The sequence below is a fragment of the Streptomyces sp. MUM 2J genome, from assembly GCF_022414535.1.
In the GTDB taxonomy this organism is placed as follows: domain Bacteria; phylum Actinomycetota; class Actinomycetes; order Streptomycetales; family Streptomycetaceae; genus Streptomyces.
In genome coordinates, this window is sequence record NZ_JADWYM010000074.1 from 1 (window position 1) to 12,702 (window position 12,702).

Here is a 12,702-nt window from a genome sequence, read left to right on the forward strand (position 1 = left end):
GGGCGGCCCGGCCGCACCCGCCGACGTGCCCTACGACACCACCACCCGGCTGCGCTCCGTCGCGGGGACCGCCGGCGCACCGGTGCCGTCGCGCGGGGCCGACGCGCCCCCCCAACCCCCGGCCCCCGCCGGCGGTACCCGCCGCACGCCACCGACCCGCACCGACACCGGTCCGGGACACGGGACGCGGCCCGAATCCGCCGGGCAGTGGAGCCCGCCGGGCCCCGTCGCACCGCCCGGCCCCGCCGGGCGCCCCGATCCGGCGCTGTCGTGGAACGCCCCCGGCCCGACCCGGCCCACGGTGTCCTTCGGCGAGCCCGAGCGGTTCGAGGAGCCGCGCCGCGCCCCACGACTGCGCCGACGCGCGGCCGCCGCGATCTGCCTGGTCCTCGGACTCGGGCTGATCGGCGGAGCCGTGACGGGAAGCTGGCTGACCGGCGACTCCGGGGACCCGGGCGAGGACGGCACCTTCAGCGCGGCGGCCGACCTGTGGCACAGCGTCCCCGTCGACGACCTCTTCCCGCCCACCGTCCAGGGCCGGGGCGCCGGGCCCGGCGGCGCCGACCGCACCTGGACGCGGATCGCCGTCGCCCCGGACACCGGCTGCACCGGCGCCTTCGACCCCCTGCTGGCCAAGGCCCTCGCCCCGGTCGGCTGCGACCGCCTGCTGCGCGCCACCTACGCCGACGCCACCCGCAGTCACGTCACCACCGTCGGCCTGCTGTTCACCACCGCCGACGCCACCGCCATGCGCACCCTGCGGACCCGCTTCGACAAGGAGGGCCTGGCCGGCCGTACCGACCTGATGCCCCGCCCGTACGCCGCGAAGGGCACCGCCGCCGCCGGATTCGGCGACCGGCAGCGCGCCTCCTGGAAGGTCTCGGTCCTCACCGACGCACCCGTCGTCGTGTACGCCGTCTCCGGCTGGGCCGACGGCCGCACCGTCGACGCCCCGCAGCCCGCGGAGAAGGCCACCGAGCCCGGCGCCACCACGGCCCCGGGCCAGGCCGGTCTCGGCAACGAGGCTCAGGGCCTGGCCAACCGCATCGAACGCAGCCTGCGCGAGACCGTCAACTCGCCCACGGAGAAGCCGTCATGAGCCGCCGCGCGATGCGCCGGGCCGGCCTGGTCGGCTGCCTCCTGGCGACCGCGGTCGCCTTCGCCCCCGCCGCCCCCGCGCACGCCGACGGCATACGCGGCCAGCAGTGGGGCCTGGACGCCCTGCACGCCCAGGAAGCCTGGCGGACCACCAAAGGCGCGGGCATCACCGTCGCCGTCCTGGACACCGGCGTCGAGGCCGACCACCCCGACCTCGCCGGCAACGTCCTCACCGGTACCGACCTCGTCGGCTTCGGCGCCTCCGAGGGCGACCGCGCCTGGGCCCGGCACGGCACCGCGATGGCGAGCATCATCGCCGGCCACGGCCACGGCCCCGGCGGCGCCGACGGCGTCATGGGCATCGCGCCCGAGGCCAGGATCCTCCCGGTCCGCGTCATCCTCGAGGACGGCGACCCCGCCCGCGCCCAGGCCCGCAAGACCCGGGGCAACGCCCTTGCCGAGGGCATCCGCTGGGCCGCCGACCACGGTGCCGACGTCATCAACCTCTCGCTGGGCGACGACTCCGCCTCCGCCCACCCCGAACCGGCGGAGGACGAGGCCGTCCAGTACGCCCTGAAGAAGGGCGCCGTCGTCGTCGCCTCCGCCGGCAACGGCGGCGAGAAGGGCGACCACATCTCCTATCCGGCCGCCTACCCCGGCGTCATCGCCGCGACCGCCGTCGACAAGTACGGCACCCGGGCCTCGTTCTCCACCCGCCGCTGGTACGCCACGGTCAGCGCGCCCGGTGTCGACGTCGTCATCGCCAACCCCGACCACAAGTACTACGAGGGCTGGGGCACCTCCGCAGCCTCCGCGTTCGTCTCCGGCGCCGTCGCCCTCGTCAAGGCCGCCCACCCCGGCCTGACCCCCGCTCAGATCAAGAAGCTCCTGGAGGACACCGCCCGCGACGCCCCTGCCGGGGGACGTGACGACTCCCGCGGTTTCGGCTTCGTCGACCCGGCTGCGGCGATCGAGGCGGCGGCCCGTCTGAAACCCGGGAACCCGGCCCCCGCGGCCTACGGCGGGACGTACTTCGGCAGCGGCCCCGACCCGGCCGCGCCCGGCAGCAGCACGGCGGGCTGGGCGGGCCCGCTGGCCGGCGGCGCCGGGGGCGTCCTGCTCGTCGCGGCCGTGGTGCTGTGGCGGGGCCGCAGGACGACCCTCTAGTTCCGCGCCGGGCGGTCGCGAGCCGGTGAACCGAACCGCTCCGGTGCCGGCACCGGGGGCGCGCCCTTGCCCCGCCGGGCAGCGGATCCGCGCCGGCGCCGCCGGCCGGGCCACCGTTGCCCGTCGCTGCACCGGCTGGTGGAGACTGCTGAAAATCTTGCTTGGGGTGCCCGGGTCACCCTGGTTCGCTGATAAATGTCGATCGGGGCAATCTGCTGCGAGGCGGGCGCGTTTTCAAGATCGTCAGGACGCTCCTAGCTAGGCCGCGTCGGCGAACACCCCCACCGCCGCCTTCGCCGCCGCTTCGACCAGCTCGATCCCCGCCGCCTGCGTGGCGTTGCCGTCCGAGAGCACGGCCACCAGATACGCGTTGCCGTCCGCCGACACCCGCCCGATGCTGTTCACGTCCCACAGGCCGGTCGTGCTGCGCGGCAGCCATCCGTTCTTCAGCGCCCACGCCGAGCCGTCCGCCGCGGCCGACACCCCCCACTGCTGGCCGTCGGCTATCCGTTCCATCAGCCCCTGAACACAGGCCCGCGAGGCGGCGCTCAGCGGGGAGTCCTCGCCGAACACACGGGTGAGCAGCGTCAGCTGGTCCGCCGCCGTGGTCCGGGTCAGACCCCACAGCATCCCGTCGCCCCCCTCGGTGCCGACCAGCCCCAGCCGCTCGTTCGCGGCGTCCAGCCCCTCCGCCTGCCCGATGGCCTGCCACAGCGCGGACGCGGAGTCGTTGTCGCTGTTCTCGATCATCGCGGTGGCGTACTGCTGCTCCGCCGCGGTGAGCCGGCGTCCCTCGTCCTGTGCCCGGAGCAGCAGCGCCGCGAGGATGTCGACCTTGACGATGCTGGCGGTGTCGAAGGCGGCGTCCCCGTACCCGGTGCTCTCACCGGAGACGACGTCCAGCACCGCCACCGACACCCGCGCCCCCTCCGGCGCGTCGATCGAGGCGAGCGCGTGGGCGAGCAGCGCCTGCCGGTCCACGGCCGCCGGCCGGGGCCCTGGTTCCACGGACGGTTCCACGGCAACCTCCCCACCGGGCGGTGCCGTCGCGCGCGGCGCCGCCGACACCGGGCTCCGCGCCCCGGCCCGCTCCTGCTCCTGCTCCTGCGCGTACACCGTTGCCGCCGTGGCCGTCGTGACGACGAGCAGGGCGAGCGCGCTGAGGACATGATGGCGGACGTGGCGGGATGTCATGCCCGCGATGTTCGGTGCGCCGCCTGTGCCCGCCGTCAGGCGGACGTGAGAACTGTGTGAGCAATCGCTGGGAAAGCCGTGAGCGCGGTCACGCCCGTGTTTCCGGCCCCGCACAAGGCCAGCAGGATCCCCCCGATAGGGTCATGACCGTGGCGAAGAAGAACATTCCAGACCCCGGCTTCTCCGACGACGACGGCTCCGCCGACCCGGCGCTGAGCGCGGCGCTCACCGAGTGGGCGGAGGACCGGACGGCCGTCGGGCCGGTCCTGGCGGCGCTCAGGGGCACCCGGCTGCTCGTCCCCGTCGTGGCCGTGCTCGGCGAGGTGGAGGAGGACGAGAACGGGCTGCGTCGCGAGAAGACCTCCGACATGGCCGTCCCGACCCTGAAGGCCGGCGATCGCACCGCGCTGCCCGCGTTCACCTCCACCGACGCGCTGGCGCGCTGGGACCCGGCCGCGCGCCCGGTGGCCGTGCCCCTGCACCAGGCCCTGCAGGCGGCGGCCCACGAGAAGGCGGACACGGTCGTCCTCGACATGGCCGGTCCGGTCCCGTTCGAACTGACCGGCCCCGCCCTGCTGGCGCTCGCCGAGGGCCGTACGACGACCGACCCGCTCGCCGACCCGGCGGTGCTCGACGCCGTGCGCGCCGCGGTCGCCGCCGAGCCGCGGGTACTGCGCGCCCATCTCGGCCCGGGCGGCGCCGACGGCACCCTCGCCCTGGTCGTCGAGCCGTCCGCCGCGCCCGCCGACGTCGCACGGGCGGTCGCCGAGCGGCTCGCCGCCGACGAGACGCTGAGGGCCCGCCTGGTGCGCGGCCTCGACCTGGCGCTGCTGCCGGCCGGGACGACACCTCCGGGCGAGCCCCTGTACGTACGCGGATGAGCGGATGATCCGACGGCTTCGCGGAGGACCCGGCCGCGCGCCGGCCGGGGAAACGGCCCGGCCCCGCAGCCGGCCGGTGCGCTCACCGGCCGTCGGAGCGTTCCCTAGCCGAAGACGGGGCCGGTGTACTTCTCGCCCGGTCCCTGGCCCGTCTCGTCCGGGACGATCGACGCCTCGCGGAAGGCCAGCTGGAGCGACTTCAGGCCGTCGCGCAGCGGTGCCGCGTGGAAGGAGCTGATCTCGGTCGCGCTCGCGTCGAGCAGACCGGCGAGGGCGTGCACCAGCTTGCGGGCCTCGTCCAGGTCCTTGTGCTTGTCGCCCTCCTCGGTCAGACCGAGTTTCACGGCGGCGGCGCTCATCAGGTTGACGGCGACCGTCACGATCACCTCGACGGCCGGGACCTCCGCGATGTCGCGGGCCATGGCGTCGAAGTCGGGAGCCTCGGGGGACTCGGCAGGGGTGTCACTCATGCCTCACACGATAGGCCCCGGCGTACGGCGGTTCGCACCACCCCCGGCGAGCTGCTAGCCTTGTGTGACGACCGGCCGAACGCCACCCGACGACAGAGCGGAGCGTACGGCCCACAAGTGGAGGCTCCGATCTCCCACCCGACCGTCCCCCGGGCGGCGGGTCACCGGTCAGGCGGCCACCATCGTTCCGTACGGACGATGGAGTCGCCCGATAGCGCCCCGCGGTCACCGCGGCGGTGCTCCGGAAGTCATTGGAGCCCCGCCTGTGATCGTCCGGGGCATTTTTGTGCTTCGGCGCGGTTCGGTCTAAACGAACACAGACGTACGCGGCTGTCCGCCAGGCCGCCGCGTGGTGCTACCGAGGAGGATCCATCAGCGCCGAGCCCCGCATCAACGACCGGATTCGCGTTCCCGAGGTGCGACTTGTCGGTCCCAGTGGCGAGCAGGTCGGCATCGTGCCGCTCGCGAAGGCACTGGAGCTTGCCCAGGAGTACGACCTCGACCTCGTCGAGGTCGCGGCGAACGCCCGTCCGCCCGTGTGCAAGCTCATGGACTACGGGAAGTTCAAGTACGAGTCGGCCATGAAGGCCCGTGAGGCGCGCAAGAACCAAGCGCACACGGTCATCAAGGAGATGAAGCTCCGGCCGAAGATCGACCCGCACGACTACGACACCAAGAAGGGTCACGTCGTCCGGTTCCTCAAGCAGGGCGACAAGGTCAAGATCACGATCATGTTCCGTGGTCGCGAGCAGTCCCGGCCCGAGCTGGGCTACCGACTGCTCCAGCGGCTCGCGGAGGACGTCCAGGACCTCGGTTTCGTCGAGTCGAACCCGAAGCAGGACGGCCGGAACATGATCATGGTTCTCGGTCCGCACAAGAAGAAGACCGAGGCGATGGCCGAGGCCCGCCAGGCGCAGGAGGCCCGCAAGGCGTCCGCGAAGGCCAACCCCGGTCGCTCGCAGAACCCTGCCGAGGCTGAGGCGTCCGCCGAGGCGTGATCCTCGGGACGCGAGTCCCAGGATGTAACCGATACAAGAGAGACGCTCCACCGTGCCCGGTTCTCGTGACCGGGCACCGGAGCGCCACTGACGAGGAGAGAACGGCGCTATGCCGAAGAACAAGTCGCACAGCGGTGCCAGCAAGCGCTTCAAGGTCACCGGCTCCGGCAAGGTGCTCCGCGAGCGCGCCGGCAAGCGCCACCTGCTCGAGCACAAGTCGTCCCGTCTGACGCGTCGCCTCACCGGCAACGCCGAGATGGCCCCGGGCGACGCCAAGAAGATCAAGAAGCTTCTCGGCAAGTGACGTCGGGAGCGGCTCACCCCCGCCCCTGATCACCGACCGGGACCCAATCGTTTCCGGGCCGCACCGGTCCCACCGCGGCCCCGCTACAAGGAGTCAAACAAGTGGCACGCGTCAAGCGGGCAGTCAACGCCCACAAGAAGCGCCGGGCGATCCTCGAGCAGGCCTCCGGCTACCGCGGTCAGCGCTCGCGCCTGTACCGCAAGGCCAAGGAGCAGGTCACCCACTCGCTGGTCTACAACTACAACGACCGCAAGAAGCGCAAGGGCGACTTCCGCCAGCTGTGGATCCAGCGCATCAACGCCGCCGCCCGCGCCAACGGCATGACCTACAACCGCTTCATCCAGGGTCTGAAGGCCGCGAACGTCGAGGTCGACCGCAAGATCCTGGCCGAGCTGGCGGTCAACGACGCCGGTGCGTTCGCCGCGCTGGTCGAGGTGGCGCAGAAGGCGCTCCCGAGCGACGTGAACGCGCCGAAGGCTGCGTGACGCTGCGCCGGCCCGGAGCCGGCGCGACCGACGGACCCGCGGGTTGTGCCTGCGGGTCCGTCGCATGTTCACAGCGCGTACCCGCGGACCACGTCCGCGGCGTGGGCCCCGCCGCAGCCGCGGCGGCTGCGGCCCGGCACCGCCTGCGGCCCGCGGCGCGGGCGACCGCCGCAGCAGCGCACAGAAGTTGCCGACCTCGACGAATGGTGAAAAGGATGCACCCCGCGAGCCCCGAGACGATCTCCCCCCGCTCCCCTCGCGTCTCGGCCGCCCGGCGGCTGGCCAAGCGGAACTTCCGGGGCAAGGAGCGGCTGTTCCTCGCGGAGGGACCCCAGGCCGTGCGGGAGGCGGCCGGGCACGCCGACACCCTGACCGAACTGTTCGTCACCGTCGGCGCCGCCGAGCGCCATGCCGACATCGTCGCCGAGGCGCGGACCGCGGGCGCCCGCATCCACCTCGCCTCCGAGCACGTCATCGAGGACGTCTCCACCACCGTGACCCCGCAGGGGCTGGTCGGGGTCTGCCGCTTCCTGGACACCCCCTTCGAGGAGATCCTCGCCGCACGGCCCCGCCTCGTCGCCGTCCTCGCCCACGTCCGTGACCCCGGGAACGCCGGCACCGTCCTGCGCTGCGCCGACGCCGCCGGCGCCGAGGCCGTCGTCCTCACCGACGCCTCCGTCGACCTGTACAACCCCAAGGCGGTGCGCGCCTCCGTCGGGTCGCTGTTCCACCTGCCGGTCGCCGTCGGGGTGCCCGTCGAGCACGCCGTGGCCGGTCTCAAGGACGCCGGGGTGCGGATCCTGGCGGCCGACGGGGCGGGGGACCGGGACCTGGACGACGAACTGGACCGGCGGACGATGGGCGGGCCCACCGCCTGGGTCTTCGGCAACGAGGCCTGGGGGCTCCCGGAGGAGACCCGCGCGCTGGCTGACGCCGTCGTGCGCGTGCCGATCCACGGCAGGGCCGAGAGCCTGAACCTGGCCACCGCCGCGGCCGTATGTCTGTATGCGTCCGCCCGTGCGCAGCGGGCCACGGGAGGGTGCCGTACGGTCACCGAGAGCTAGTAGGGTGACCCGCTCGGGGCCCTCCGTCGGAGAGGTGGGGAACGGGGATGAGTGTCGGCACGAGCAGCGCAGGAGCACCGAAGGCGGCGCCCGCACCCGTGCCCCGGGCCGGTGAGCCCGCCGCCCGCCCCTGCGACCCCGACGACCTGCCCGACGGCGTCGTCGTCGCCGACGAGCACGGTCGCGTCGTCTGCTTCAACACCGCGGCCGAACGCATCACCGCCGTGCCCGCCGCCCGGGCTCTCGGGCAGCCGCTGGACAGGGCCCTGCCCCTGGAGGACCTGGAGGGGCGGCGCTGGTGGCAGCTGACGGACCCCTACGGCGGCCTCGCCATCCGGGTGCGCCAGCCCGAGCGCAACCTGCTGATGCCCGGTGGACGCGAGGTCCTCGTCTCCGCCCGCTACGTCCGCACCGAGCCCTCCGGGCCCGTGACCCGCGTCGTCGTCTGCCTCCGGGACACCGAGGCCCGGCGCCGCACCGAGCGCTCGCACGCCGAGCTGATCGCGACCGTCGCCCACGAGCTGCGCTCGCCGCTGACCTCGGTGAAGGGCTTCACCGCCACCCTGCTGGCCAAATGGGAACGCTTCACCGACGACCAGAAGCGGCTGATGCTGGAGACCGTCGACGCCGACGCCGACCGGGTCACCCGGCTCATCGCCGAACTGCTGGACATCTCCCGGATCGACTCCGGACGGCTGGAGGTCCGCCGCCAGCCCGTCGACATGGGCGCCGCCGTCGGCCGGCACATCCAGGCGTACGTCGCCGCCGGGCAGCCCGCCGACCGGTTCCTGCTGCGCATCGAACAGCCGCTGCCCGCCCTGTGGGCCGACCCCGACAAGATCGACCAGGTGCTCAGCAACCTCATCGAAAATGCCGTGCGGCACGGCGAGGGAACCGTCACCATCGACATCACGTCCACGGCGTCCCCCCGCGAAGGGGAGGACACCGGCACGTCGGTCACGGTGAGCGACGAAGGGCCCGGCATCCCGGAGGAGTCCATGAACCGCGTCTTCACCCGCTTCTGGCGGGGCAGCAAGCGCGGTGGCACGGGCCTCGGGCTGTACATCGTCAAGGGCATCGTCGAAGCCCACGGCGGCACCATCACCGTCGGCCGTGCCCCCGGCGGCGGCGCTCAGTTCCGATTTACCCTGCCCGTGGCGGCACCGGCGTATCTCGCCTGACGGCCCACGGGCGCAATCGCACACCCCCACCCCGTTAGACTCGGCCTTTGGCACCTTTGTGTCCTGCACGCGGCCCTTGCGAGTCGGTGACGGGGACCGTCCGCCAGCCAATCGGAAGCACGGGAAGAGATGTCGGCACCCAATAAGTCGTACGACCCTGTCGAGGTCGAGGCGTTGAAACCGGAAGAGATCGAGCGCATGCGGGACGAGGCGCTCGCCGCCTTCGCCGCCGCGGACTCCCTCGACGCGCTCCAGGAGGCCAAGGTCGCCCACACCGGCGGTACCTCCCCGCTGGCCCTCGCGAACCGCGAGATCGGAGCCCTGCCCCCGCACGCCAAGGCCGACGCCGGCAAGCGCGTCGGCCAGGCCCGTGGCGCCGTGAACAAGGCGTTCGCCGCCCGCCAGGCCGAACTGGAGGCCGAGCGGGACGCACGGGTCCTGATCGAGGAGGACGTGGATGTCACGCTGCCGTACGACCGCGTACCGGCCGGCGCCCGCCACCCCCTGACCACGCTCTCGGAGCGCATCGAGGACATCTTCGTGGCCATGGGCTACGAGGTCGCCGAGGGCCCCGAGGTCGAGGCCGAGTGGTTCAACTTCGACGCCCTCAACATCGGCCCGGACCACCCGGCCCGCGGTGAGCACGACACCTTCTTCGTGGCCGGCCCCGAGGGCGGCACCGAGTCGGGCACCGTGCTGCGCACCCACACCTCACCCGTGCAGATCCGCTCCCTGCTGGGGCGCGACCTGCCGGTCTACGTGATCTGCCCGGGCCGCGTCTACCGCACCGACGAGCTGGACGCCACCCACACCCCGGTCTTCCGCCAGGTGGAACTGCTCGCCGTCGACGAGGGCCTGACCATGGCCGACCTGAAGGGCACCCTGGACCACATGGTCCAGTCCCTGTTCGGCGAGGGCATGAAGACCCGGCTGCGGCCGAACTTCTTCCCGTTCACCGAGCCGTCCGCCGAGATGGACATGGTGTGCTACGTCTGCCGCGGCGAGTCCGTCGGCAACCCCGACCGGCCCTGCCGCACCTGCTCCAGCGAAGGCTGGATCGAGCTCGGCGGCTGCGGCATGGTCAACCCGCGGGTGCTCACCGCCTGCGGCGTCGACCCGGAGAAGTACAGCGGCTTCGCCTTCGGGTTCGGCATCGAGCGGATGCTGATGTTCCGCCACAACGTCGATGACATGCGAGACATGGTCGAGGGCGACGTCCGGTTCACCCGGCCGTTCGGGATGGAGATCTGATGCGGGTCCCGCTTTCGTGGCTGCGGGAGTACGTCGACCTGCCGGTGACTGAGACCGGCCGGGACGTCCAGGCCAAGCTGGTGTCGGCCGGTCTGGAGGTCGAGACCGTCGAGCACCTCGGCGCCGACCTCAAGGGCCCCCTGGCCGTCGGCCGGGTCCTCACCGTCGAGGAACTGACGGACTTCAAGAAGCCGATCCGTTTCTGCACCGTCGACGTCGGCCGGGCCAACGGCACCGGCGAGCCGCAGGAGATCATCTGCGGTGCCCGCAACTTCGCCGTCGGCGACAAGGTCGTCGTGGCGCTGCCCGGCGCGGTGCTCCCCGGCGACTTCCAGATCGCCGAGCGCAAGACCTACGGCCGGATGTCACGCGGCATGATCTGCTCCGGCGACGAGCTCGGCATGGGCGACGACGGCTCCGGCGGCATCATCGTGCTCCCGCCGGAGACCGAGATCGGCAAGGACGCCGTCGAGCTGCTGGAGCTGGTCGACGAGGTCCTGGACATCGCCGTCACCGCCAACCGCGGCGACTGCCTGTCCATCCGCGGCGTGGCCCGCGAGACCGCCATCGCCTACGGCCTGCCGCTGCGCGACCCCGCCCTGCTCGACGTGCCGGCGCCGAACGCCTTCGGCTACCCGGTCCAGGTCGGCGACCCGGCCGGCTGCGACCGCTTCACCGCCCGCACCGTCACCGGCCTGAGCCCCGAGGCGCGCTCCCCGATCTGGTTGCAGCGCCGGCTGCAGAAGGTCGGCATGCGACCGATCTCGCTCGCCGTGGACGTCACCAACTACGTGATGATGGAGATCGGCCAGCCGCTGCACGCCTACGACCGCAACCGGGTCCAGGGCGCCGTCGGCGTCCGCCGGGCCGAGCCGGGGGAGAAGCTGACCACCCTCGACGGTGTCACGCGCACGCTCGACGCCGAGGACCTGGTGATCACCGACGAGCGCGGCCCGATCGGCCTCGCCGGTGTGATGGGCGGCGCCGACACCGAGATCGCCGATCACCCCCAGTCCCCGGCGGACCCGGCCGCGGGCACCGCGGACGCCGGGACCGCCACCACCGACGTGGTCGTCGAGGCCGCCCACTTCAGCGCCGTCTCGGTCGCGCGCACGGCCCGCCGCCACCGGCTGTCCTCGGAGGCGTCCCGACGCTTCGAGCGCGGTGTCGACCCCGCGGCGGCCGCCGCGGCGGCGCAGCGCACGGTCGACCTGCTCGTGCTGCTCGCGGGCGGCACCGCCGAGGCCGGTGTCACCGAGATCGTCGCGCCGTCGGGGCCGCGCACCCTCACCGTCCCCGCCGACCACCCGGACAAGGTCGCGGGCGTGACCTACGGCCGTGAGACCGTGGTGCGCCGCCTCCAGGAGATCGGCTGCGACGTGTACGGGCAGGACGAGCTGATCGTCACCGTCCCGTCCTGGCGGCCCGACCTCGCCGAGCCGAACGACCTCGCCGAGGAGGTCATCCGGCTGGAAGGCTACGAGAACCTGCCCTCCACGCTGCCCAAGCCGCCCTCCGGCCGCGGTCTCACCCACCGCCAGCGGCTGCACCGCCGCGTCGGCCGCGCCCTGGCCGGGGCGGGATTCGTCGAGGCGCCGAACTACCCGTTCATCGCCGAGCAGGTCTTCGACCAGCTCGGGCTGGAGGCCGACGACCCGGCCCGCCGCGTCGTGCGGCTCACCAACCCGCTCAACGACGAGGAGCCCGCGCTGCGCACGTCGCTGCTGCCGGGCCTGCTCGGCGCCCTGCGGCGCAACGACGGCCGTGGTTCGCACGACCTCGCCCTGTTCGAGACGGGCCTGGTCTTCCACCCGCGCGCGCAGCGGCTCACCGCCGCCGCGCTGCCCGTGGACCGGCGCCCCACCGACGAGGAGATCGCCGGACTCGACGCCGCGCTGCCCGAGCAGCCGCGCCACGTCGCCGTCGTCCTCGCGGGCGCCCGGGAGCAGGCCGGCTGGTGGGGTCAGGGCCGTCCGGCCGACTGGGCCGACACGGTCGAGGCGGCACGCACGGTGGCGCGCGAGGCCGGCGCGGACCTGCTCGTCCGCAAGGGCCAGTACGGTCCGTGGCACCCTGGTCGGTGCGCCGAGCTGGTGGTCACGGTCGACGGCGCGGAGCGGGTCGTGGGCCACGCCGGCGAGCTGCACCCGCGTGTGCTGAAGGCGCTGGGCCTGCCCGCCCGCACCTGCGCGATGGAGCTCGACCTCGACGTGCTGGAGCAGGTCGGCGAGGACACCGTGCCGGCGCCGAGGATCTCCGCCTTCCCGGTCGCCACGCAGGACGTCGCCCTCGTCGTCGACAGGCCCGTCCCGGCCTCGGAGGTCGAGGCGGCCCTGCGCGAGGGCGCGGGCGACCTGCTGGAGTCCATCCGGCTGTTCGACGTGTACGCGAACGAGGACCAGCTCGGCGCGGGCCGGAAGTCCCTGGCGTACGCGCTCCGTTTCCGGGCCGCGGACCGCACGCTGACCGTGGACGAGGCATCGGCCGCCCGCGACGCGGCCGTCGTCCTCGCCGGCGAGCGCACCGGGGCGGTGCTGCGCAGCTAGGGAGCGTATGTGGTTGTGATCATCAGGTGGTCCGGGTGAGCTCTCTGAGCCAGATCATCGAGG

12 protein-coding genes are annotated in these 12,702 nt (G+C 73.3%); 10 read left to right on the forward strand and 2 right to left on the reverse strand.

Features of this window, described 5'->3' with window-relative positions; translation table 11 throughout:
* Positions 1 to 1,099: hypothetical protein (locus I3F54_RS31115; protein ID WP_275677142.1), on the forward strand; the 1,099-nt coding region annotated here is incomplete at its 5' end.
* Positions 1,096 to 2,265, forward strand: coding sequence for a type VII secretion-associated serine protease mycosin (gene mycP / locus I3F54_RS31120; protein ID WP_240122279.1), 1,170 nt, complete (start codon positions 1,096 to 1,098; stop codon positions 2,263 to 2,265). The genes I3F54_RS31115 and mycP, both read left to right, overlap by 4 nt.
* Positions 2,266 to 2,523: 258 nt before the next feature.
* Here mycP and I3F54_RS31125 read toward each other — a convergent pair whose 3' ends face one another.
* On the reverse strand, positions 2,524 to 3,459 hold the full coding sequence (locus I3F54_RS31125; protein WP_240122280.1) for a serine hydrolase: 936 nt from the start codon (positions 3,457 to 3,459) through the stop codon (positions 2,524 to 2,526).
* A 149-nt stretch (positions 3,460 to 3,608) separates the two neighbouring features.
* On the opposite strand from I3F54_RS31125, the gene I3F54_RS31130 reads away from it, so the two are divergent.
* Complete coding sequence (locus I3F54_RS31130; protein ID WP_240122281.1) at positions 3,609 to 4,340, forward strand: SseB family protein; 732 nt, start codon at positions 3,609 to 3,611, stop codon at positions 4,338 to 4,340.
* Between the two features lie 104 nt (positions 4,341 to 4,444).
* Here the strand turns inward: I3F54_RS31130 and I3F54_RS31135 are convergent, their stop codons facing one another.
* Positions 4,445 to 4,810, reverse strand: coding sequence for a DUF1844 domain-containing protein (locus I3F54_RS31135; protein ID WP_240122282.1), 366 nt, complete (start codon positions 4,808 to 4,810; stop codon positions 4,445 to 4,447).
* Between the two features lie 371 nt (positions 4,811 to 5,181).
* Between I3F54_RS31135 and infC the strand changes: the two genes are divergently transcribed.
* The 7 genes from infC (at position 5,182) to pheT (ending at position 12,639) form a co-directional block, all read left to right on the forward strand.
* Complete coding sequence (gene infC / locus I3F54_RS31140) at positions 5,182 to 5,808, forward strand: translation initiation factor IF-3 (RefSeq protein ID WP_240122288.1); 627 nt, start codon at positions 5,182 to 5,184, stop codon at positions 5,806 to 5,808.
* 109 nt (positions 5,809 to 5,917) lie between these two features.
* Positions 5,918 to 6,112, forward strand: a complete 195-nt coding sequence (rpmI, locus tag I3F54_RS31145) for a 50S ribosomal protein L35 (RefSeq protein WP_007829094.1) — start codon at positions 5,918 to 5,920, stop codon at positions 6,110 to 6,112.
* Positions 6,113 to 6,213: 101 nt separating this feature from the next.
* Entirely contained in the window at positions 6,214 to 6,597 is a 384-nt protein-coding gene (rplT, locus tag I3F54_RS31150) for a 50S ribosomal protein L20 (protein WP_003989074.1), read from the forward strand.
* 215 nt (positions 6,598 to 6,812) lie between these two features.
* Positions 6,813 to 7,661, forward strand: coding sequence for an RNA methyltransferase (locus I3F54_RS31155; protein ID WP_240122283.1), 849 nt, complete (start codon positions 6,813 to 6,815; stop codon positions 7,659 to 7,661).
* Positions 7,662 to 7,708: 47 nt separating this feature from the next.
* Complete coding sequence (locus tag I3F54_RS31160) at positions 7,709 to 8,842, forward strand: ATP-binding protein (RefSeq protein ID WP_240122284.1); 1,134 nt, start codon at positions 7,709 to 7,711, stop codon at positions 8,840 to 8,842.
* 129 nt (positions 8,843 to 8,971) lie between these two features.
* The gene (gene pheS / locus I3F54_RS31165) at positions 8,972 to 10,093 is read left to right on the forward strand and encodes a phenylalanine--tRNA ligase subunit alpha (protein ID WP_240122285.1); all 1,122 of its coding nucleotides are present in this window, start codon (positions 8,972 to 8,974) and stop codon (positions 10,091 to 10,093) included.
* On the forward strand, positions 10,093 to 12,639 hold the full coding sequence (gene pheT, locus I3F54_RS31170; RefSeq protein ID WP_240122286.1) for a phenylalanine--tRNA ligase subunit beta: 2,547 nt from the start codon (positions 10,093 to 10,095) through the stop codon (positions 12,637 to 12,639). Before pheS ends, pheT begins: the two co-directional genes overlap by 1 nt.
* Positions 12,640 to 12,702 lie beyond the last annotated feature (63 nt).

Excerpts from the sequence above, each read along its gene's own strand:
- mycP (WP_240122279.1), top strand. The coding sequence starts at position 1,096 with ATGAGCCGCCGCGCGATGCGCCGGGCCGGCCTGGTCGGCTGCCTCCTG.
- I3F54_RS31125 (WP_240122280.1), bottom strand. The coding sequence starts at position 3,459 with ATGACATCCCGCCACGTCCGCCATCATGTCCTCAGCGCGCTCGCCCTG.
- I3F54_RS31135 (WP_240122282.1), bottom strand. The coding sequence starts at position 4,810 with ATGAGTGACACCCCTGCCGAGTCCCCCGAGGCTCCCGACTTCGACGCC.
- rpmI (WP_007829094.1), top strand. The coding sequence starts at position 5,918 with ATGCCGAAGAACAAGTCGCACAGCGGTGCCAGCAAGCGCTTCAAGGTC.
- I3F54_RS31155 (WP_240122283.1), top strand. The coding sequence starts at position 6,813 with ATGCACCCCGCGAGCCCCGAGACGATCTCCCCCCGCTCCCCTCGCGTC.
- I3F54_RS31160 (WP_240122284.1), top strand. The coding sequence starts at position 7,709 with ATGAGTGTCGGCACGAGCAGCGCAGGAGCACCGAAGGCGGCGCCCGCA.
- pheS (WP_240122285.1), top strand. The coding sequence starts at position 8,972 with ATGTCGGCACCCAATAAGTCGTACGACCCTGTCGAGGTCGAGGCGTTG.
- pheT (WP_240122286.1), top strand. The coding sequence starts at position 10,093 with ATGCGGGTCCCGCTTTCGTGGCTGCGGGAGTACGTCGACCTGCCGGTG.